A 23,268-nucleotide genomic window follows, 5' to 3' on the forward strand; every position below is an offset into this window, starting at 1 on the left:
AAATGTTAGTTAGTATGAAGATAATTATTAACCTTTGTTTTGCGGTTCTGTTGATTTCGGGCAAGAGCGGTTATGCGCAGCCTCAGAAAGCACATGATACGGTAGCTGATGCCCGCAGACCAAACGTTTTGTTTATAGTAGTAGACGATATGAATAAGTACAGTGTCTTAAAAGACTATCCTGTTCTTAAGACACCTGCCATTGATAAGCTGATTGCACAGTCTTATAATTTCGAAAATGCTTCCTGCGCTGCACCGGTCTGCATGCCTTCCAGAACAGCATTCTTTAGTGGTTTATATCCGCATAACACCGGGGTATATATAAACAGCAACAACAAAAGCCCTAATCCCTGGGAGAAAACCTTTTTAAAGGATATAGAAATACTGCCGGAGAATTTTAAAAGGAATGGCTACACTACCTGGGCAATGGGAAAGACCTTTCATATTGAAATCGGCAAAGAGCGCGAAGAAAGAATGTTTGATAACCGTCCGGTTGCGAAAGGCGGTTACGGGCCATTTGGTGAAGAGAAATACTGGTACGGCCCCAACAACTGGAGTACGATACAACCCTGGGAAGGTCCTGACAGCGATTTTCCGGATGTGCGGAACGTGGACGCCGCCATCGACTTCCTGGAACAGAAACAGGATAAGCCCTTTTTTATGTACCTGGGCCTGTGGCGCCCCCACACGCCCTACACGGCGCCAAAACGCTTTTTCGACATGTACCAGGACGAGGAAATGACCCTGCCACCCGGGTATACCGAAAACGACATGGACGATATTCCTTTTATGGGCAGGAACCTGGTAGATTCGCTTAATAGGTTTAGCAAGGAGGGGCTAACTAAAAAACAGATATGGCTGAAGCTGATGAAAGCCTACTGCGCCAACACTTCTTTTGCCGACTGGAACATAGGGCGTATTATGGAGGCCCTGGATAAAAACGGGCACGCCGGCAACACCATTGTGGTCTTCAGTTCAGACAACGGCTTCCATAACGGCACCAAACACCGCTGGGAAAAAGCCACCCTCTGGGAGCAGGCCGATGCCGTGCCGCTGCTCATTCGCCTGCCAAACGGGAGGGCATACAAGTGTCCGCAAACGGTTAGCCTGATTGATATTTACCCCACACTGGTAGAATACTGCCGCTTAGACCCGCCGGAGCACAAGCTGGATGGTGTAAGCCTGGTGCCTGTGCTGAACAACCCCCACTACAAATGGGACCGCCCCGGCTTCACCACCTACGGCGAACAATATGCATCAGTCCGGGATGAGCGCTACAGGTACATCCGCTACCCCGATGGCAGCCAGGAATTGTATGATCATCAGACAGATCCATATGAAAACAACAATGTAGTTCATAAACCTGAAATGAAACCCGTGATCAGCAGGTTATCCGGGGCAATTCCGAAGAATTTTAAAAAGTCGATCGGTGGCAGGTATGAGGTAGTTAGAAAACAGAATTTATGATGGCGAACAGTAACAGGATCATGGTCCGGTTCAGTCAAACCAGTATCAGGCAGATAAACGCTACAAAGGAAAGGAGGTGTTATGCATAGCTAGAATTCTACAAAAAGAGCCCTGTATAAGGATGAGGTTGTTCTACAGAAGGAATAGTTCAGCTACTAAATTTATCCAGGGGAAATTGCGGAAGAACTGCTGTCTCCCGTCTGCTTAATCTTTAACTTTAAAGTCTAAATAATATGCAAAACTATAAAAGCAGTGGGTTTTATGGATTTATTAAATCCATGATACATCACCTGCACTTTAAACCACTCATGGTCTCCTTACTCACACTGAGCATGCTGGAGGCACCAGCCATGGCGTTTGCCGATAACGCCGACGGGAATTTAAATAACAGGATTAGAAAAGACGAAGGGCCAGGTGTAGTTAAAACTGGCAGCACCAATCAGCAAGCTGGCAATGAAGTAAAGGGTACGGTAAAATCTGCAGACGGAGAGACACTGCCAGGCGTGGTTGTTCAGGTGAAGGGCACCAACAGGGGTGTTGTAACCGACATGGATGGTAACTTCACAATAAGAGCAGGAAAGAATGCCGTACTCGAAGTTTCTTACTTAGGCTATGCCAAACAGGAAATTAAAGTAGACGGACGAACACAGATTGACATCACCTTGAAGTCGGAAGCAACCGACCTGGAAGAAGTAGTGGTGGTGGGGTACGGTACCATCCAGAAAAGCGACTTTACCGGCTCCAGCAGTACCGCCCGTATGGACGGTGTGAACGAGAGTAAAGTAATCTCGGTGCCGGAAGCCCTGCAAGGCAAAGTGTCCGGTGTACAGATCATGAATAACACAGGGCAGCCAGGCTCCGGTATCACCTTTAATATACGGGGTACGACCTCCATTACTGGTAGCAGCCAGCCGCTGGTGGTAATAGACGGGCAGCCGATCGAATCGGGTTTTGGCGCGACCATGGCAGGAGCAGCCCTCGACGGTGGCGCAGAAATTCCGCCCTCAGACCCGCTGGCCAGCTTAAACCCCGACGACATTGAATCCATAGAAATTCTGAAAGACGCTTCTTCTACGGCCATCTACGGTTCAAGGGGAGCCAACGGGGTGGTGCTGATCACGACCAAATCCGGGAAAGAAGGGCGCGACAGGGTTGTATACTCCAACCGCTTTGATGTGAGTGTGGTGCCTAAAAAGCTGAAAGTGCTGAGCTCGCTCGATTATATGAACTACCGCAACGAGGCAAACCTGAACGATGGAAAAGACTCTTTGTATGTGGCGCATCAGCTGGATTCCATCTCCAGGACCATTAATGTAGACTGGCAGGATGTTATCTACAAGCCCGCTTTATCGCAGCAGCACCAGATGTCACTCTCCGGAAAAGACGATAAAAGCAGCTACTATATTACCGGCAGCTATTCCAATAACAACAGCATTATGAAAAATGCCGACTTTACCCGCTATGGCCTCCGGGTAAACCTGACGCGTAATGTTTCCCAGAAAATTTCAGTTGGCATCCGTTCTTACTTCTCGCTGGCCGACCGGAACTACGGGCAGGAATCGAACTGGACAGGTATCCTGGGTTCTTCTGCCGTAATGGGTGCCCTGGCCTTTAACCCGCTGCGTGGTGGTTTTAACGACGACGGTACCCTGGACGAAGAGTTTGCAAACAGCCCCGCCGTGGTTACCACGCTCGTGAAGGACAGAACACAGATGCGCACGCTGGTTACTAACGTTAACTTAGATTACAAGATCACCAAAAACCTGACCTACACCGTACGGGGCGGCGTGAACGACCTCTACTCGCTGCGTGAGCTGTATTATCCTACCGGTACTTTTATCGGTAACAGTGCTCCGGGTGGTTCCGGTACCCGTGCCGACAACAACAACTCCAACTACCTGATCGATAATATCCTGACTTATAAAAAGATGTTTGCCAAAAAGCATCGTGTGAACGTGGTTGGTGTATACTCTTACCAGAAGTGGCAGAACAAGTCCTCCAGCGCTACGGGTATGTCTTTCCCGTCTAACGCCATGATATATTACAACATGCAGACGGCTACTTATCCTGGCCGTATGTACACCGGTACCAAAACCAGGGCGCTGGCTTCGGTGCTGGGCCGTGCCAACTACTCTTTCGACAACCGCTATACCCTGATGCTCACCGGCCGCTACGACGGTGCCTCCCGACTGGCCGCCGGAAACAAATGGCAGCTTTTCCCTTCGGTGGGCATGGGCTGGAATGTGTCGAACGAAAACTTTTTCAAGGACAACATTAAACTGGTTAACAACCTGAAACTGCGTGCCAGCTACGGTATATCCGGTAACGAAAACATTGCCATTGGTGCTACGAAGGCTAACTATGGCGTAAACTATGGTGTGATCGGGACAGAGATTGTGCCTGGCTATGTAACCAGCGATTTTGAGAACCCCAACCTGACCTGGGAAAAAACAAAGCAGTATAACTTTGGCGTCGATTTTGGCTTTGCCGACGACTGGCTGACAGTAACAATTGATGCCTACCGCAAGAACACAACGGACCTGCTGATCAACCTGGCGCTTCCTGCTTCTTCTGGCTATGGCAGCTACTTTACCAACGTGGGTGAAGTTATGAACCAGGGTATCGATATCGAAGCTACTGCCAGTGTTTACAGCTCCCGCGATGCCAGGCTTACCGTGAGCGGCAATATTTCCAAGTTCGAAAACAGGGTAATTGATATGGGCCCTGCCGGGGTAATATACGGACGTGGTTATTTTGCAGGTGGTGCTGTACTCCTGAGCCAGCCGGTGCACGTGGCCATGCCGGGGCTGCCGATCTCAACTTTCTGGGGTTATAAAACTGACGGTATCTACCAGAACCAGGAAGAAATTATGGCCGACCCTGCGCTGCGAAACGATGATTCCAGATCGCTTTATGCACCTGGCGATGTAAAATGGGTGGATCTGAACGGCGATGGCCAGATTAACGATGCCGACAAAACCGCTATCGGTAACCCGAACCCTGACTTTACCTATGGTTTTAATACCAACTTCTCGTACAAGCGCTTTACGCTGGGGGTAACCATGTTTGGCAGCTACGGCAACGAGCTCATCAACCTGACCCGCTGGATTGTAGGCATCAACAACACTACCGGTAACTACAACCTGCTGCAGGATGCCTACGATGGCCGCTGGAGAGGCGAGGGCACCAGCAACAAGTATCCGAAAGTAACTACCAACGGTACCAGGCTGTTCCAGCGCGTTCCGGACTGGCTCGTGGAAGATGCCTCTTTCCTGCGCATACAGAATGTGAACCTGGGTTACCTGATCCACCTGCCAAAAGGATTTGGCGCCCGTTCTGTGAGAGCTTTTGTATCCGGAACCAACCTGCATACCTGGACCAAATACACCGGGTACGATCCAAACATCAACGCTTTCGGTCACCTGGCTATCAACAGAGGTGTGGATTTAGGTACTATGGGTCAGGCCCGTACCTTCTCAACTGGTTTAGAAGTTAATTTCTAACTTAAAGTGATAAAAAAATGAAGTTGTTCAAATATATTCCAATCCTGTTTGTGCTGGCATTTATGCCACTGGTACAATCCTGCAGTATCGAAGAAGAGTTGCTCGATACACCAACCCCTGCCCTGATTAAAAATGAGCAAGATGTAGAGGCGGTTATTAACGGCTTGTATGCCCGCTTTAACGATGCTTCGGCCTTTAAATTCCAGGGCATGATGATGCTCACGCTGATGGCAGACGACCTGTATTCGAGTGCTGGTTCAGAGTATGGCGCTTACGGAAACCGAACCCTGAGCGGGGGGAACACCAACTCTTTCTGGAACCAGTTTTACTTTTCCATTGCATCAGCCAATGCGCTGATAAAAACGCTCGACGAGCTGGAACTGGACCCGGATTTTGAAAAACGTGCCTACGGGGAAGCACACTTTATCCGGGCTTTCTCTTACTACTACCTGGTAAGGATGTGGGGCGGCGTGCCGCTTCGCCTGAATGCGACCGATATTAACAGTGACTTTTACCTCCCCAGGAGTTCGGTAGACCAGGTGTATAACCAGATTTTTGCAGACTTCAAAAAGGCCTCCGAGAGCTTGCCGTTATACAAAAAGATTCCGGCTGCAGAACTGGGGCGTGCCTCCAAAGGCGCAGCGCAGGGGCTGATGGCGCAGGCCTATCTGACCTATGGTAACCAGCTGTCGCTCAGAGGGCAGGACCCCACAGCGCAATACCAGAATGCAGTAGTTTATGCCGACTCGGTAATTTCCAGCAACCAGTACACGCTGATATCTAACTTTAAAAGTTTGTTTGACCTCCAGCAGGAAGCAAATGCCTACAACGAAGTATTGTTTGGTATCCGCTTTCAGGTAGACCAGCAGAACAGGGCACAGCCGGCTGCAGGTTCTGAATTTGCCCTGCGGTTTATGGTGGCGAATACACGCGGTACTACGGGTGCACCGAATACAGGCGGCGGCGGCCAGATACGCGTAATGCCCTGGTTCGGCGATTTCTACCGTACCGGCGATTATGTAACAGGCACTCCCGGCGATGTCGATTTTCAGATGGATTTCCGCAACGAGGTATCGTTTTACACAAGAGGTGTAAATCCAAGTGGCGGCGTAACGGTGATGTATCCTGACGGAGGTGGCGCCACCCGTGTGAATACGCCCCTGGTTGGGAAATACATCGACCCGAACGGGAAAGACGACAGAAACCATGGCAACGATTTCTTTATCATCCGCTTTGCCGAAATTTTCCTAATCAAGGCGGAGGCTGAGAACGAACTGAACGGGCCTACAGCCGCTGCGATCAATGCTTTTAACAAAGTAAGAGACCGCGCCCGAAAAGCCGATGGCACTCCGCGTGCTGTTCCGGCCGACTTACCGGTTGCCACTACCATGACCAAAGCTGATTTCAGAATGAAAATTTTTGATGAGCGCGGGCTGGAACTGCTGGGCGAAGGGCAGCGCTGGTTCGACCTGGTTCGGATGCAGCACCCCCAGGATCCAACCAAAACCATGTACGAGCACCAGTTCCTGGAGGAACTCAGAAAGCCGAAATATACTACTGTTTTCCCGGCATGGCAGACGGCAAACAATGCCTGGAGTACATCCAATGCAGTTTATGAAAACGCCCTGAATGTGTCGGTACCGAAGTTCCTGCTGTTCCCGATTCCAACCAATGAGATTCTTAACAATCCGAAGGTTGGTGTTCAGAACCAGAATACAGGTTGGTAGGCTTATTCGCTGCAACAAGTGTTGGTTAGTTAATTATCTGTTCATTTCCCTTTCCGGGAGGCAGCTGCAGCAGGTTTTGCCTGGCTGCCTGCTTCCTTACCGGAAACCTGCTCCGGATTCCATTGTAGGGGTTGGAGGTTACCGGGGAGGACTATAACCAGTTCAAAGTTATTTTGAAACATAAAATATAACGTCATGAAAAAATTTTTACTGCTATGCAGCATGATCATTTTCAGCACCTATAAATTAAGTGCGCAGGAGGTCTACTTCTCCCAGGACTTCAACTCCTCTACCGACTACACAACCTATGTTGGTTCCGGCCCAAACCAGTTCATTACATTGTCTGCTAACGGGAACAACGAAGTAAACACACTCGCAAATAAACTGCAGTTTATTAAAAATACCGGCTCTGGTGTTAACAGGGGTGGATTTACAAGTAACCAGTTCAGTAAGCCGGGCAGCTTCATCAAATACTCGATGGAGGTAACTATTAGCAACAATCCCACGAACGTTTCTTCCGGCTTTCAGTTTTATGTAGGCGATGCATTTCCTACTGCTGTAGCCCAACCAGGTAATGCTTCTATTCATTCGCGGTTGGTGGTAAGTCCTGCTGCTAATCCGGGTGAGTTTGTATTGGATGTTGGTTCTAAAACCAGTGCAACTTTTTCTGGCACAGTAACCCTTATATGGTACATCAACAACAGCGGTAACCCGGTTGGTTACGAAGCACCTGACGGAAGCGTTCGTGCCGTGACAGATGACGCCTCGGACCTTTGGGTAGTTACGCCCACGGCACAGGTGCTGGCTATTGATGAAGGCGAGGCCGTAACACCCACCAAGCCGCTCGGTCAGTTGAAGTTTGCCAGTAACCCTAACTACCAGGCCACTATTGACATAGACGACATGGTGGTGTCGGAAGAACCTGTGGTCATTATCCCCGAAATCATTAGTGTGGCATCAGCGCCGGTTTTGCAGGTACCGATGCGCACCTCGTTTACCTATGTCCCTTTCCCTAAAGAACTGGAAGTAACCTACGATACAGGCGAGAAGGCAATGGTGAAGATGCAGTGGGGCGCAGGCGCTGTTAACTACAACGGCTACATATCAGGGCGCTACCCGGTAGTAGGAACCATCATCCCGAACAGGGGTACGATAAACCCGAATGGTATTTCAGTAGAAACCTTTGTACAGGTAAGGCCGGACATTACCATTGTAAATGCCTTCACACCGGACGGCGACGGGAAGAATGACACCTGGCTCATTTCCGACTTAAAACATTACAAAAAGGTTTCGGTTGAGGTGTTCGACCGCGATGGGGTGCGACTGTTCCATTCCACAAATCCGCTGGAAGGCTGGGACGGCAAAAACCAGCAGGGCAAGGTACTTAAAGGCTCTTACTTTTATGTGATTCAGATTCCGGAGATCAGTACGGTTAAGAAAGGTGTGGTAACAATCATTAAAGAATAAGAAATTATGAAAAAGTATTTCATCCTAGCGCTCATAATCGGTTGTTCCCTGGGTGCCAACGCACAGAACAGGAAACACACCGGCAACTTTTCGCAGTTCAGGCAAATCTATAATCCTGCCCTTACAGGACACGAAGGCTCCATGGTAAAATCTTTTTACCGTGACCAGTGGACAAACTTTGAAGATGCGCCCCGGGCTATGTTTATCTCCGGTGAACTGAACCTGGCGGATATAAAAAATAATTCCCTTTTTTCAGCCGATGCCTCACAGCTGAGCGTGGCCCAGGAGGGGGTGCAGAATGCCTTCGGTCTTTCGCTGCTGCACGATACGTTCGGCCCCATAAAGGAAAGCCAGTATGCGTTTAACTACAGCTCTATTGTACCGCTTACCGCGAAACTTTCGCTGCGCGGCGGCGCTTCTTTAACCTACACCAACATCAGGCTCAACAGCGATAAACTGGTATTGAATGAAGAAAACGACCAGGGCTACCAAAACATGCTGAACGGCAGCAACAGCCAGAACCGGTATGGCTTAAACCTGGGCATTGCCCTGGCAGGCCAGAACTTTTATGTAGGCTACGCCGTGCAGGATGCCATACAACGTACTGGCGCTGACAGCAAATACTTGGAAGATTTTTATGCCATGCAGCATATTGCACAGGCCGGTTTCCGTCACGGACTTACCGACCAGCTGGGCCTGGTTGTGAATGGGATGTACCGCTACGACGCAAACTATAAAGGTGTGGCAGAAGGACAGGTAAAAGGTGTTTACAATAACATATTCTGGGTAGGCGCTGGTTACCGTCAGGAACTGGCCTACACTTTCAGCGGTGGCCTGCAACTGAAGCAGTTCAGGCTGGGGTATACCCGCGAAGTAGCTACCGGCAATGCAAACCATGTGTACACGGGTGGTAACGAAATTGTGCTTAGCTATAGCCTTACACCTGTTTTCTCTAACATTGGAAAAGCAGTTTCTATCTGGTAATTAATGTGTTTAGTTTCTTTTGTTCAGGATTGGGGACAGTTGGTTTAATCCCCGGCCCCTTCTCCATACCCGGAGAAGGGGAGTACCTGTACCTGCCAGGCCTGAAGTAAACGCATGCTGACCGGAGGCTACAGGTCTGCTGCACCAGCCACCACAGCCTCTGCTGCAATGCCGCCTCCTGTGCTGCAAAGGCTTTGGTGGGCAGAGCAGCAGTTCCCCCGGAAGGCTGCTTCTGGCAGTATCAGGAAAAAGGCTTGCCTGCACCAGTTAAAACATGCGCTAATTTGCAAGATTTCATGAAAACGTACATCTCAACTACTTTTCTTGCGGGGCTCTGCCTGAGCTTCGTCCTTTGGCTGCCTGTACAGGCGCAGCAGAAGCCAAACATCATCCTGATTATGGCCGACGACATGGGCTACTCCGATATTGGCTGCTACGGCGGAGAAATTCCAACCCCCAACATCGATAAGCTGGCCGAAAAAGGAGTCAGGTTTTCGCAGTTTTACAACGTGGGCCGCTGCTGCCCGACCCGTGCGAGCCTGCTCACCGGGCTGCAGCCGCACCAGGCAGGCGTGGGGCACATGGGCGAAGATCCGGAGAAACAGGGCGTAAACGACTGGGGCGTGCATGGCTACAGGGGCTACCTGAACCGCAACAGCGTTACCCTGGCGGAGGTGCTGCAGGAGGCAGGCTACCATACCTATATGTCGGGCAAATGGCATGTGGGCATGCATGGCAAAGAAAAGTGGCCGCTGCAGCGGGGCTTCGAGCGGTTCTATGGCATTTTATCCGGGGGAGCCAGCCACCTGCAGCCCTATCCGCCGCGGGGCGTAACATCGGACAACGGACCGGAAGAATACTCCTTCCCGGCCGGCTTCTACGACACCGATGCTTTTACCGACAACGCCATCAACTTTATTAAAGAGCAGCAGGACGATAAGCCTTTCTTCCTGTACATGGCGCACACGGCGCCGCACTGGCCGCTACAGGCCAAAAAAGAAGACTACGAACAATTTGTAGGCAAGTACATGAAAGGCTGGGATGTAGTGCGGCAGGAGCGGTTTAAGAAACAGCTGGAGCTGGGCTTCATAAAAAACGAATGGGGGCTGGCGCAGCGCGAGATGCGGCCCTGGACCGAGCTGACGCAGCAGGAGAAGGAAGAGGTGGATTTCCGGATGGCCGTATATGCCGCCCAGGTCTACAACATGGACTACAACACCGGCAAACTGCTCGATTACCTGGAGCAGACCGGGAAGCTGGACAACACGCTCATCCTGTTTTTCTCTGATAACGGAGCCTGTGCAGAGCCTTACAAAGAACTGGGCGGCAAGCCTTTTGCAGAAGTAAACGACCCGTTCAAGTTCTGGGCTGTATCGTACGGGCAGGGCTGGGCCAACGCTTCCAACACCCCTTTCAAACGCTTTAAAGTAGAAACCTACGAAGGCGGTATTGCTACACCGTTTATTGCTTACTGGCCGGCAGGCATTAAAGCGCAGGCAGGCAAATGGTACGACACGCCGCACCACATCATCGACATTATGCCTACGTTTGTGGAACTGGCCGGCACAAAATACCCCGCCACTTTCCACAACGGCAACAAAATTATTCCTACCGAAGGCATCAGCATGGTGCCGGCCTTTAAAAACGGGAAGGGCAAACAGCACGAGTACCTGTACTGGGAGCACCAGAACAACTGCGCCATCCGGTGGGGCAAATGGAAAGCTGTGAAGAAACTGGAAGACAAAAACTGGGAGCTCTACGATATGGACAAGGACCGGACCGAACACCACGACCTGGCCGGTAAGCACCCGGATATTGTGAAGAAGCTGGACACGGAATGGTATAAATGGGCGAACTCCCACCATGTGTTGCCCAAGGGCGAGGAGGTAGACCCCTATAAGTAACCGGAGCTGCAGCGGCAGTACATTTACAATTCACGCTTGACGAAAAATGAAACCGTACAAATTCTATAAAACAGGGTTGTTGCTGTTGGTTGCGCTCCTGCACGGTGGCCTGGCCCTGGGCCAGCCAACGCAGCAGAAAAAGGCAAAGCAGCCGAACATCATGCTCATCGTAGCCGACGACCTTACCTTCCGCGACATAGAACCTTATGGGAGCAGGCAGGTGCGAACGCCTAACATGGCCAGGCTGGCCCGGGAAGGTGTAAGCCTGGATAATATGTACACCGCCACTGCCATGTGTGCTCCAACGCGCCAGCAACTTTACACCGGCATGTTCCCGGTACGCAATGGCGCTTACCCGAACCACAGCCAGGTTTATCCCGGAACAAAAAGCGTGGCCCACCATCTGCAGGCCCTGGGCTATAACACAGCACTCCTCGGGAAGAAACACTATGGCAACGAGGCTTCTTTCCCGTTTCAGTTTCTTGGCGGCCGCGATCACGACGATGGCGAGGGAATGGATATCGACCTGCGCCTGGCCGAGAATTTTATAAAGAAGTCGGAAGATAAACCTTATTTCCTGGTGGTGGCCAGCAACCAGCCGCACAGCCCCCTGAACCGGGGCAGTGCTGCAGCCTATCCTCCTGGTAAAATTAAAGTGCCCGACGATATGGTGGATACCGAAGCTACCCGCAAGCAACTGTCGCTGTACTATGCCGAAATAACGTACCTGGACAGCCTGGTAGGAGCGTGCCTGGACATAGTGGAACGGTCAGGCCAGAAAGAGAATACCATTGTGATGTTCACGAGCGAGCAAGGTTCCGGGTTTCCGTTTGCCAAATGGACCACCTACGACAGCGGCCTTAAAACGGCCTTTATCGTCCGCTGGCCGGGCCATATCAAACCCGGAAGCCGCAGCAAAGCCATGGCGCAATATGTAGATGTGGTGCCTACCCTGGTCGATATGGCAGGCGGAGACCCTGCCGCCGTAAAGACTGGCAGGAAAGATGCTAACGGAAGTGCCGCGTTCGACGGCACCAGCTTTAAGCAGGTGCTGCTGGGGCAAACCGACAGGCACCGGGATTATGTGTATGGCGTACACACCACCCGGGGTGTGATAAAAGGAAGCGAAGCTTATCCCATCCGGTCGGCACGAACCGAAAAGTACCTTTATATACAAAACCTGAATCCAACTGCCAAATTCCAGAACGTGGCTACCAGCGGCAAACTGGTAGAATCCTGGGCAAAAACCGGGAAACCGGCAGATGCCAGGCGAGCTGAATTTTATGTTTCCCGTCCGGCCGAAGAGTTGTATGATGTGGAAAATGACCCTTACCAGCTAGTGAACCTGGCAGGAAAGCCAACATACAGCAAAGTACAGCTGGAGCTGAAAACACAACTGGCTTCTTTTATGAAGCAGCAGGGCGACCGGGGGATGGAAACAGAAATGAAAGCTTTTGAAAGGCAACCGAAGAAAGCCCTGCACGAAGAAAATGATTCAGAAGCAGGGGCAGGCGCCGCGAAAAAGAATAAAAAAGGGGCACAGGCAAAAAAACACTAACAGCTGTTTGCTTTACTGCAGTATTTGCTCATATTGCTGCTGCTGGAGAATACCTGGTTAAGCATACATATCAAATTTACGAATAATGTTCAGAAGTACAGTTAAAGTAAAATTAAAGCATATTTCCTGCCTGCTGTTGCTGGCACTAACAGTTGCCCCGGCAGTTGCCCAGAAAAAAACTTCTCCGGACAAGCGGCCCAACATCATCCTGATAATGGCCGACGACATGGGCTACTCTGACCTGGGCTGCTATGGCGGCGAAATACAGACCCCCAACCTCGACAACCTGGCAAAAGAAGGGCTCCGGTTTAACCAGTTCTACAACACCTCGCGCTGCTGCCCCACCCGGGCCGCTCTGATGACGGGCCTCTACAACCACCAGGCCGGCATCGGCAACATGAATGCCGACCAGGGAGTACCGGGCTACCGGGGCTTCCTGACCGAAAACACCGTTACGCTGGCAGAGGTGCTGAAAAGTGCCGGTTACCAGACAGGCATGGTAGGCAAATGGCACCTGTCCAACACCGAAGAGAAGAAGCCGAAAGAAGAGCACCTGCGCTGGCAGGCCAACCAGGTAAGCTACCCGCTGTTCTCGCCGCTGGAGCAGTACCCGACCAGCCGCGGCTTCGACAAGTACTATGGCAACATGTGGGGCGTGGTTAACTTCTTCGACCCCTTTGGCCTGGTAAACGGTAACAAGCCTGTACCTACGGTTCCCAAAGACTACTACTACACCGATGCCCTTAACGACAGCGCCTCGGCCTATGTGCGGCAGTTCAGCAAAAAAAACGAACCATTCTTTCTTTATGTAGCCCATGCCGCACCACACTGGCCGCTGCATGCCCTGCCCGAAGACATTGCCAAGTACCGGGACATCTACCGCGCCGGTTGGGATGAAGTGCGCAACGAGCGCTATAAAAAAATGATTAAGCAGGGCGTGTTCCCGAAAGATAAAAACATCCTGTCGCCGCGCTGGGACAAAGAGCGCAAGTGGGAGGATAACCCGGACAAGGAATGGGACATCGAAGCCATGGCGGTAAGAGCGGCCATGGTAGACCGCATGGACCAGGGCATCGGCAACATCATCAAAGCCCTGAAAGAAACCGGTGAACTGGATAACACCCTTATCTTCTTCCTGAGCGACAACGGTTCCAGTTCCGACAATGCCCAGAACTACGGCCCCGGTTACGACCGTCCGGGTGAGACGCGTGCCGGCGAAAAAATCATTTACCCGGTAAACAAGGAAGTGCTGCCCGGGCCGGAAAACACCTTTGCCTCGCATGATAAAATGTGGAGCAACGTAGCCAACACCCCTTTCCGCTACTGGAAAACGGAATCGTACGAAGGCGGTCTCTGCACGCCCATGATTGCCTACTGGCCCCAGGGCCTCAAAGCTAAAAAAGGAAGCGTAACCGACCAGGTAGGGCACGTGTTCGATTTCATGGCCACCTTTACCGAACTGGCTGGCGCCACTTATCCTGCTCAATACAAAGGCAACAAAATAACTCCGATGGCAGGCAAAAGCCTGGTGCCGGTGCTGCAGGGCAAGCAGCGGCAGGGGCACGAGTACCTGTTCTTCGAGCATATCGGCCGCAAAGCCGTACGGCATGGCGACTGGAAACTGGTTGCTCTGAACAACAAACCCTGGGAGCTTTACAACCTGAAAAACGACCGCACCGAGGTTCACAACCTGGCAGCAAAGCACCCTGAAATGGTGGATCAACTGGCGGCCAAATGGCTGGAGTGGGCACAGCAGCACAACGTGCTGCCCAAACCACAGGCCAGGAATAACTAAAAGGAGTAGTCCTGCATCTTTCTGGTAGTTCATACAAAGCCCCACCCCGAAAGTAGGGTGGGGCTTTGTATTTTCAATAAAACGGGTTGCACCTGTTATCATAGCCACTGCACCCTGCAACCGGAAACTTTTCTGCACCAGCCACCATTGCTTCTGCTCTTCAAAAGCGCTGCTCAGTAAGGCTACCGGAGGAATTTAACGCCGCTGAACGGTTGCCGGCCGCATTCCCTACATGTTGTTAAACGAATCGTGTCCTATGCATCCATTTTACAGAATAGCGTATTTGTTCATTCTGCTGCTGACCGCTGCTACACAGGCAGCCGCACAAACTGCAGCCGATTACGAAACAATGTATGCCAGGCTCTACAACAGCCTCTACAGCCCGGGCGGCAGTTATAACCTGGGTAACCTGAAAAGCGATGGCACCTTCCTGAATGTAACGTATCCTACTGTCCAGCCCACCAAAGATACCGGGGAGCCGCGCCCCCACCTGAACGAGATGGCAGCTATTGCCCGGGCCTACCAAACGCCCGGAGCACAACACAAAAGTCCGGAACTGCTGGATGCCTACTGCAAAGCCTGGAACTGGTGGGTTACTTATAACCCCACCGACACCAACTGGTGGTGGCGCTCTATTGGCTGGGCAAATTCCTTGTATCCCTCTTTTGTGTTGATGTCAGCAGACCTGAAAGCACAGCGACCGGAAGAATATAACAGCCTGGTGTCTTATCTGATGTTTGAGTGGAGCCCTGAAAAAGTGGCCTCCTACAGAACGGAGCCCGACGCCGCCAATACTTCTGAGATTTGTAAATATACTTTGGCTACTGCTATTGCCACCCAAAATGCAACAGCCATTTCTGAAGTATCAGAAATACTTTCCAGCCTCATTAAAATCGAAAATCAGGAAAAGACTAACGGAATTCAGCCGGACTATAGTTTTTCGCAGCATATCGACTTTGGGCGCCAGCTCTACATGGGTAGCTACGGAAAAGAATTTATCGGTGGCATGATGAATTTCATTACCCTTACCACCAACACCTACTTCGAAATACCGGCTGCTAAAATGACCATATTCGAGAACCTGTTCCTGGAAGGCATAAGCTGGGTGGTTTACCGCAACATGTTCGACCATCACCAGCTGGGCAGGAAAGCGACAAGCGATGGCTACCAGAAAAGCCTGTCAGCCTTAAACAGTCTGCTGCAGTACAACACGCCGCAAAAGCCAAAGCTGCAGGAACTCTACAACTGGATGGGCCGAAGTACAGCTGCCAGCGAAGCCAACGTACAGCAAGGCAACAGGATGTTCTGGCGGCACGATTACATGGTGCATAAAGGAGCCAATTATTTTACGACCTCCCGCATGACCTCTACGAGGACTACCTGCAGTGAGAGCGGCAATGGCGAAGGTATTAATAACTTTTATACCGGTTCCGGGGTCAATTTTATCTACCTCACCGGCACAGAATATTCCGAAATATGGGATGATATGAACTGGCGGCGCCTGCCGGGTATTACCGCTCCCCAAAAAACTGCTACTACTGCACTGCCCCTGGTACAATGGGGTAAAAACGGGAACAACCTGGATGCTTTTGCTGGAGGCGTATCTGACGGGAAAACCGGCGCTTCAGGCTTCCTGTTCAGTAAAAGAGTAAATGAAATCAATTTGTTTGCTGCTAAATCCTGGTTTTATTTTGATGATTATTTTGTGGCACTGGGGGCAGACATTACAGCGGGAGCCAACTACAATGTGCCGTATGCGACTACGGTAAACCAGGTAAAATACAAAGGCGGGTTCCAGGTAGATAAAAACGGCACGCCGGCAACCCTCGACATTAACCAGGCCCTTTCTCCCGTCGCCTCGAACTGGGCGCACATCAACAACATTGGCTACCAGTTTATTACCAACACCAATGTAAACTACGAAGTAAAAACAGTTGGCGCTACGCCGCTGGCCTGGTTAAACATACAGCACGGCAACTATCCTTCGGATGACACATATGCCTACGCTGTTTACCCGAATGTAAGCCTGGAGCAATTAACCGGCAAAGTAAATAATACGCCCTTTGTTGTCGTTTCCAACACTTCTACCGTGCAGGCTGTAGCCGATCCGGATAAAAAGATTGTGCAGGCAATTTTTTACAAAGCTGCCCGGCTGGATTTGCCGGAAGGGCTGGGATTTGTAGAAACAGACCAGCCTGCTGCCATACAAGTGCGCTGGAAAAACGATTCGGTGTATGTGTCGGCTGCAAATCCTTACTGCGAATCCAGGCCGCTCAGTGCTGTTACGGTAACCATCGGGGGCTTGTACACGGGTGAAGCGGCTGTTGAAAATCCTGCTGGCAACTCCACCTCCCTGCAGCTTGCCATGCCTGCCAACGAATTCCAGGGAAGTACCGTAACCGCCGGTCTGCTCAAAAGCAGAGTAACCGGTCTGAAATTTAAATCAGGAAAGACCTCGGCCATGGGTGTTTACCCCAACCCGGTTAAAGCTGGGGAGGCTTGCTTCATTTTAAATACGTCAACCTTTTCTAAACCGGTACAGGTTGCCCTTTACAGCATTACCGGTGCCCTGGTGCGGGAATATGTTGCTACTCCCGACGCTGCAGAACGAATCATCGTCGATACAAAAAATCTGACGCAAGGCATGTATCTGGTAAGATGCAATTCCAGAACCGGGAGAATAGTTGTTGAATAATTATTGTCACTTAATTCCCTCTGCTATGACCACCTTCTCCCGCCGCCAATTCCTGACCGCCCTTACCGGCGCAGTGGCCCTGGCGCCTGTTTTAGCCCATGCCCGGAACCCGAACAAGAAGCTGCAGCTGAAATTCATGTGCCCCCGCTGGGGCGCCACCGACTCCTGGGACGAGTTCTGCAGGCGGGTAAAAGAAGCTGGCTACGACGGTGTGGAAACACCGGCACCCAAAAACGAGAAAGAGCTGCAGGAAATGCTGGCGGCCTTAAAACGATATCGGTTAGAATTGGTGGTCATGGCCCTGCCCGGACCGTCGGATGTAAGCGTGCACCAAAAGGTTTTTGAAGAAATCCTGCGAAGCGGGGCCGCGTTGAAACCTCTTTTCATCAACTGCCAGACCGGCAAAGACTTCTTTTCCTTTGAACAGAACCGGAGCATTATAGAGGTGGCTGCGCGGGTGTCGCGGGAGACGGGGGTGAAAATTATCCACGAAACCCACCGGGGTAAGTTCAGCTTCGCGGCCCAGGTGACGCGGCAGTTCATAGAGGCGCTGCCCGACCTGCGCCTGACGCTGGACATCTCGCACTGGTGCAACGTGTCGGAGAGCCTGCTGGAAAACCAGCAGGAGGCGGTAGAACTGGCCATTAGTCGCACCGAGCACGTACACGCCCGCATCGGGCATCAGCAGGGGCCGCAGGTAAACGACCCGCGGGCGCCCGAGTGGCAGAAGGCGGTAAATGCCCACCTGGCCTGGTGGGACAAAGTAGTGGCAGCGCATCTGCACAGGGGCAGCCCCTATCTCACCATCACCCCGGAATTTGGTCCGCCCAACTACATGCCCACCAAACCTTATTCCCGCGAGCCTTTGGCCAGCCAGTGGGAGGTAAATGTGCACATGATGGAACTGCTGAAAAAACGCTACCTGGCCTGAGAGGCCGCTAACCAATGCTGTCAACTTTAGAAAAACAACAGGCAGAGCTCTGGGTGTAGTTTGTAACTACACCTGGAAATTCCTAAAGCTAATGACTAATGTTACGCATAAAATACAAGTGAAGAAAAAGTCCCTCTTTGAAGCTAATCTTGTAGGGGAAAATGTAACTAATAAACGATTCCTACCGCAAGTTTGAGCGCAGCGGTAACTTGTGGTTATTTATAAGGCCAGTTTTCAACTGGCGTGTCTGGTTAACCGTGCTATTATACGCACGCCAGTTGAAAACTGGCCCTAATGAGGACCACAAGTTACCGCTGCGCTCAAACTTGCGGTAGGTAACAATGAAAAAAACAATAGGCATTTAAAATATTTCAATTTTTTCCTTGCAAGATTAGCTTCAAAGGGGGACAAAAAATCACATTGCGAAATAGCAGTTAAAGACATTGGGCCGCTAACAGATATAAAAGAACTTACACACCGTACCTATGGAACATTTGCTTCAGTTTGCAGGCCGTTTGCACCCGCTGGTAGTGCACATCCCTATTGGCGTGCTGATGCTGACGGTGAGCCTGCATTTCCTGGCCTTCACCAACCGGTACGCCCGGTTCAGGGAACTGCTTCCGATGCTCTGGCTCATAAGCTGCGGCAGTGCCGTGTTTGCCTCGCTTGTCGGTTACGCGCTCTCGCTGGAAGGCGATTACGCCCCGGAAGCGGTAGCTACCCACATGTGGCTCGGCATAGGACTGTCGGCAGGCGCTGGCCTTATTTACCTGCTCCTGAACCGGAATACCGGAACCCGGTTACAAGTTGCCGGCGTGGGAGCGGTGGCTTTCCTGCTGTTTGCCACCGGCCACTACGGCGGCAACCTGACGCATGGCGAAGATTACCTCACGCAGCCGCTGCACGCCTTCCTGGGCCAGGCTCCTGCTGTAACGACGGCTGCGCCACCCCCTCAAAACCTGCAGGAAGCTGTAGTGTTTGAGCACCTGGTAAAGCCGGTACTGGAGCAGAAATGCTACAACTGCCACGGCGCCACCAAACAGAAAGGAAAACTGCGCCTCGATGCGGAAAAGTTTATAACCAAAGGCGGCAAGCATGGCGAAATCCTGCTCGCGGGCCAGGCGGAGAAAAGCGACCTGTACGCCCGCCTGGTGTTACCCGAAGAAGATGACAAACGCATGCCGCCCAAAGGCAAGCCGCAGCTAACGGAGCAGGAAATAAAACTAATCTACTGGTGGATAGCCCGGGCTGGTGGCGACTTTAAAAAGACAGTAGCCGAAGCAGAAGCAGACGAAACAACAAAGCAGCTGCTGACAGACCTGCACGCAAGCCGCTTAGCAGGAGCAGCGGGAATGGTGGCAGCAGCAGACAGCGAATTTGCCGGTCTGAACGCGCCTAAAGCCAGTCCGGCCGATGTAAAGCAACTGCAGCAAATGGGTATGGCCGTTACCTTTCTCACACCTGAGCAGAACGCCCTGGGCGTGAACCTGGTCAATGTGCCGGATTTTTCGGACAGCCAGGCGGCAGCCCTGCTCAAACTCCGCGACCAGCTCCTCTGGCTCGACCTGTCCGGCACCCAAATCACGGATAAAGCCCTGGAGCAGCTGGCGCAGCTAAAGCACCTGACCCGCCTGAGCCTGGACAATACCGCCGTAACCGACGAGGGCATCGCGCACCTGGCAAAATTACCCTCGCTGCGCTACCTGAACCTCTACAACACCTCCGTCACCGACAAAAGCCTGCCCGTGCTGGAGGCGCTTGAGCACCTGCGGGCGGTGCACCTCTGGCAGACCCGGGTAACGCCGCAGGGCGTGGCAGCGCTGCAAAAAGCCCGTGGCCAGCAACTGGAAGTGAATTTTGGAAGCGAATCTGCTAATACGACCAGCTTATGAACCGTATCAATTTAGCCTGCCTGGCAGCATTTTGCTTATGCCTCTGGAGCTGCACAGAACCGGACTTGCCTGCCGACGTGGCCCTTGCCATGGAACAGGTGCCGGAGGTACTGGATTATAACATCCACGTAAAACCCATTCTGTCGGACCGCTGCTATGCCTGCCACGGCCCGGACAAAGGCAAACGCAAAGGCGACCTTCGGTTGGATTTACAGGAAGGCTTCGATAAAAAATCAGATGAAAGCGGGCGCAAAGCCATTGTGGCGGGCAGCCTGGCCAGGAGCGAAGTGTACCACCGCATCGTCAGCTCCGATCCGGAACTGGTGATGCCTACGCCGGAGTCGCACTTAACCCTGACGGCTGTAGAAAAAGCCACCCTTATCAAATGGATACAGGATGGCGCTGATTTTAAGCCCCATTGGTCTTTAGTAGCTCCCACCAAACCCACTGTTCCTGCCGTAAAAGAAAAAGCCTGGGTCCGCAATCCGGTTGACCATTTTGTGCTGGCAAAGCTGGAAGAGAAAGGGCTGAAACCCAACCCGGAAGCCGGCAAGGAAACCCTCATACGCCGCCTGTCGCTGGACCTGACGGGGCTGCCGCCGACGCTGGCGGAGATTGATGCCTTTTTAGCCGACAAATCGGCGGATGCTTACGAGAAAGTAGTGGACCGCCTGCTCCGTTCGCCGCACTACGGTGAGCGCATGGCCGTGGACTGGCTTGATGTGGCCCGCTACGCCGATACCCACGGTTACCAGGACGACGGCTACCGCAACGCCTACCCCTGGCGCGACTGGGTAATTTCGGCCTTCAACAAAAATCTGCCTTACGACCAGTTCATAACCTGGCAGCTGGCCGGCGACCTGCTGCCCAATCCCACCAAAGAGCAACTCATTGCCACCTGCTTTCTGCGGAACCACCCGCAGAGCCAGGAAGGCGGCATCGTGGACGAGGAGTACCGGGTGGAGTATGTGGCAGACCGGGTGAACGTGTTTGGCAAAGCCATCCTGGCCCAGAGCACCGAGTGCGCCCGCTGCCACGACCACAAATACGACCTGCTCTCCCAGAAAGAGTACTTCCAGCTCTATGCCTTCTTCAACAATAACAACGAAACCGGTGAAGTGCCTTATGCCGGCGAGGCCAGCCCGTCGCTGATTCTGACCAACGCCGAAACCGAAAAGCTGCTGGCCTACATCCATACGCAGGTAGCGCCGCTCGAGCAGCAGGCGCAGGACTGGCAGGCGTACCGGTCTTCGTTTGAAAAGTGGCTGACGCAGGCCGCCAAAGCGCCTCAGCAGCAAAAGCTTTCGGAGGCAGGGCTGTTGGGCTATGTTTCGTTCAACGATACCCTGCCGGTGATAAGGCCTAAGAAGCAGGCTCCTGTGGCAAAAGGAAAAAAGGGCAAAGCTGCACCTGCAAGAAAGCCCGTTACTGGTGCCAGGGCAAAGCAGGAAGAAGATCCTGTGCCGCAGGTGCTCACGGCCACGCGCTCCACTAATTTAGAGGGCAAGGCGCCGGTACAGGTACCCGGTAAATCCGGAAAGGCCTTAAAAGTAGAAGGCGATATGGGCGTTACCTTCAACAAGGTGCTGGACCTGGACCGGCACCAGCCTTTTGCCATCAGTGTGTGGGTGAAAACGTTTAAAAATAATGAAAAAGGACCGCTGTTCAGCAAAACCGGCGGTGACCTGAACGGGTGGCGGGGCTACCACTGCGAATTGAACGAAGACCAGACACTCTCCATCAAGCTGACCCACGTGTACCCCGCCAACGGCATCGAGTTAAGGACCACGCTAAAGCTGGCCACGCAGCAGTGGCACCACCTGCTGCTTAACTACGATGGCAGCAGCAAAGCCAAAGGTGTGAAATTCTATATTGATGGAAAGCTTGTGCCGGTAAAGGTGCTAAACGATAACCTGCAGCAGAGCCTGCTCCATGCCCGGCATAAAAAGAACAACTCCGGTGTACAGCGGTTCATGCTGGGCCGTGAGTTCAGGGGATCGGTTACCGATGTGGCTTTTGATGAGTTCAGGGCTTATAAACGTGCCTTGTCTGAACTAGAGGTGCTGCAACTGGCAGGGCAGGAAAACCTGTTACAGCAGCTGCTGCAAAGGCCTGCATCTGATCTTAGCGCAATGCAAAAAGAGAAGCTGTTCCGCTACTATGTGCTGGCCATCGACAAAGATTATGCTCAACTGCAGCATAAACTGGTAAAGCTGCGGGGCCAGGAAAACGACCTGCTCACCGACCAGGAAGAAGTGATGATTTACCAGGAGCTGCCCCAGCCGCGGGCTACGTTCCTGCTGGACCGCGGGCTGTACGATTTGCCAACCGAACAGGTGCGCCCAAGCACGCCCGGCTACATTCTGCCTTTCGACAAGAACCTGCCACAAAACCGGCTGGGCCTGGCGCAGTGGCTGGCAAGCGAACAGCAGCCCCTGTTTGCGCGGGTGGCAGTAAACCGGTTCTGGCAGCAGTGCTTCGGGCAGGGCATCGTAAAAACGCCGGATGATTTCGGGAACCAGGGCGAGCTGCCTTCGCACCCCGAACTGCTGGACTGGCTCAGCGTGACCTTCCGCGAAAGCGGCTGGGATGTGAAGCGCTTGCTCAAAACCATGGTGATGTCGGCTACCTACCGTCAGCAGTCGGTGCCTTCGCCGCAGCACAAGGCCAAAGACCCGGACAATAAACTCTTCAGTCGCGCCCCTTCCTACCGCCTCTCCGCTGAGATAATACGCGACAATGCGCTGGCGGCCAGCGGGCTGCTGGTGCGCACCATCGGCGGCAGAAGCGTACACCCCTACCAGCCGCCGGGGGTATGGGAAGCGCTGGCCGTGCGCAACGACATGAACTACAAGCAGGACCACGGCGACAGCCTTTACCGCCGCAGCATGTACACCATCTGGAAACGCAGCGCTCCGCACCCGGCCATGATTAATTTTGATGCCCCGGACCGCTACATGTGTACCATCCAGCGCCAGAAAACCAGCACGCCGCTGCAGGCCCTGGTGCTGCTGAACGATGTGCAGTTTGTGGAGGCCGCCCGGGTGCTGGCAGAGCACATGGTGCGGACGGGAGGAGACTCCCCGGAAAAGCAGATTACCCATGCCTTCCGCAGCCTGACCAGCCGCCATCCCCGGAAAGAGGAACTAGCCATCCTGCTAAAGCTGTACCGGCAGGAACTGGCAACCTACAAAGCCAACCCCGCACGCGCAGAAAAGCTGCTGCAGGAGGGAGAGTACCCGCGCGACAAGCGTCTGCCTGTCGCCACTGTTGCCACCTGCGCCGTGGTAGCCAGTACGCTCATGAATTTCGACGAATTTATCATCAAACGCTAAAAAAGGAAAGC

General features: G+C 52.5%; 12 protein-coding genes. All 12 read left to right on the top strand.

Translation table 11 applies throughout. From position 1 onward, the window contains the following. The first annotated feature begins 14 nt into the window (after positions 1-14). Positions 15-1,466 carry a sulfatase gene (locus tag DCW36_RS10205; protein ID WP_164891094.1) on the top strand — a complete coding sequence of 484 codons (1,452 nt, stop codon included), beginning with the start codon at positions 15-17 and terminating at the stop codon, positions 1,464-1,466. Positions 1,467-1,699: 233 nt separating this feature from the next. Beyond that, complete coding sequence (locus DCW36_RS10210) at positions 1,700-4,969, top strand: SusC/RagA family TonB-linked outer membrane protein (protein WP_114778533.1); 3,270 nt, start codon at positions 1,700-1,702, stop codon at positions 4,967-4,969. A gap of 17 nt (positions 4,970-4,986) precedes the next feature. Next, the gene (locus DCW36_RS10215) at positions 4,987-6,696 is read left to right on the top strand and encodes a RagB/SusD family nutrient uptake outer membrane protein (RefSeq protein WP_114778534.1); all 1,710 of its coding nucleotides are present in this window, start codon (positions 4,987-4,989) and stop codon (positions 6,694-6,696) included. Positions 6,697-6,891: 195 nt separating this feature from the next. Then, entirely contained in the window at positions 6,892-8,163 is a 1,272-nt protein-coding gene (locus tag DCW36_RS10220) for a gliding motility-associated C-terminal domain-containing protein (protein WP_114778535.1), read from the top strand. 6 nt (positions 8,164-8,169) lie between these two features. Next, entirely contained in the window at positions 8,170-9,147 is a 978-nt protein-coding gene (locus DCW36_RS10225; protein ID WP_114778536.1) for a PorP/SprF family type IX secretion system membrane protein, read from the top strand. Positions 9,148-9,443: 296 nt separating this feature from the next. Continuing rightward, positions 9,444-11,051 carry an arylsulfatase gene (locus DCW36_RS10230; RefSeq protein ID WP_114778537.1) on the top strand — a complete coding sequence of 536 codons (1,608 nt, stop codon included), beginning with the start codon at positions 9,444-9,446 and terminating at the stop codon, positions 11,049-11,051. Between the two features lie 46 nt (positions 11,052-11,097). After that, a complete protein-coding gene (locus DCW36_RS10235) occupies positions 11,098-12,609 on the top strand; it encodes a sulfatase family protein (protein WP_114778538.1) in 1,512 nt (503 codons plus the stop codon). 85 nt (positions 12,610-12,694) lie between these two features. Then, the gene (locus DCW36_RS10240; RefSeq protein WP_114778539.1) at positions 12,695-14,404 is read left to right on the top strand and encodes an arylsulfatase; all 1,710 of its coding nucleotides are present in this window, start codon (positions 12,695-12,697) and stop codon (positions 14,402-14,404) included. A gap of 256 nt (positions 14,405-14,660) precedes the next feature. Next, positions 14,661-17,099 carry a polysaccharide lyase family 8 super-sandwich domain-containing protein gene (locus DCW36_RS10245; protein ID WP_164891095.1) on the top strand — a complete coding sequence of 813 codons (2,439 nt, stop codon included), beginning with the start codon at positions 14,661-14,663 and terminating at the stop codon, positions 17,097-17,099. A gap of 25 nt (positions 17,100-17,124) precedes the next feature. Further along, a complete protein-coding gene (locus DCW36_RS10250; protein ID WP_240676121.1) occupies positions 17,125-18,030 on the top strand; it encodes a sugar phosphate isomerase/epimerase family protein in 906 nt (301 codons plus the stop codon). Positions 18,031-18,515: 485 nt separating this feature from the next. Then, positions 18,516-19,922: a c-type cytochrome domain-containing protein gene (locus tag DCW36_RS10255; protein WP_114778541.1), complete on the top strand. Its 1,407-nt coding sequence runs from the start codon at positions 18,516-18,518 to the stop codon at positions 19,920-19,922. Further along, a complete protein-coding gene (locus DCW36_RS10260) occupies positions 19,919-23,257 on the top strand; it encodes a DUF1553 domain-containing protein (RefSeq protein ID WP_114778542.1) in 3,339 nt (1,112 codons plus the stop codon). Before DCW36_RS10255 ends, DCW36_RS10260 begins: the two co-directional genes overlap by 4 nt. Positions 23,258-23,268: the final 11 nt, after the last annotated feature.

This window comes from Botryobacter ruber, assembly GCF_003347595.2.
GTDB lineage: Bacteria > Bacteroidota > Bacteroidia > Cytophagales > Hymenobacteraceae > Pontibacter > Pontibacter ruber_A.

Coding starts and splice junctions, on each gene's coding strand:
- DCW36_RS10210 (WP_114778533.1), top strand. CDS start 1,700: ATGCAAAACTATAAAAGCAGTGGGTTTTATGGATTTATTAAATCCATG.
- DCW36_RS10250 (WP_240676121.1), top strand. CDS start 17,125: ATGACCACCTTCTCCCGCCGCCAATTCCTGACCGCCCTTACCGGCGCA.
- DCW36_RS10255 (WP_114778541.1), top strand. CDS start 18,516: ATGGAACATTTGCTTCAGTTTGCAGGCCGTTTGCACCCGCTGGTAGTG.
- DCW36_RS10215 (WP_114778534.1), top strand. CDS start 4,987: ATGAAGTTGTTCAAATATATTCCAATCCTGTTTGTGCTGGCATTTATG.
- DCW36_RS10240 (WP_114778539.1), top strand. CDS start 12,695: ATGTTCAGAAGTACAGTTAAAGTAAAATTAAAGCATATTTCCTGCCTG.
- DCW36_RS10225 (WP_114778536.1), top strand. CDS start 8,170: ATGAAAAAGTATTTCATCCTAGCGCTCATAATCGGTTGTTCCCTGGGT.
- DCW36_RS10245 (WP_164891095.1), top strand. CDS start 14,661: ATGCATCCATTTTACAGAATAGCGTATTTGTTCATTCTGCTGCTGACC.
- DCW36_RS10230 (WP_114778537.1), top strand. CDS start 9,444: ATGAAAACGTACATCTCAACTACTTTTCTTGCGGGGCTCTGCCTGAGC.
- DCW36_RS10235 (WP_114778538.1), top strand. CDS start 11,098: ATGAAACCGTACAAATTCTATAAAACAGGGTTGTTGCTGTTGGTTGCG.
- DCW36_RS10205 (WP_164891094.1), top strand. CDS start 15: ATGAAGATAATTATTAACCTTTGTTTTGCGGTTCTGTTGATTTCGGGC.
- DCW36_RS10260 (WP_114778542.1), top strand. CDS start 19,919: ATGAACCGTATCAATTTAGCCTGCCTGGCAGCATTTTGCTTATGCCTC.
- DCW36_RS10220 (WP_114778535.1), top strand. CDS start 6,892: ATGAAAAAATTTTTACTGCTATGCAGCATGATCATTTTCAGCACCTAT.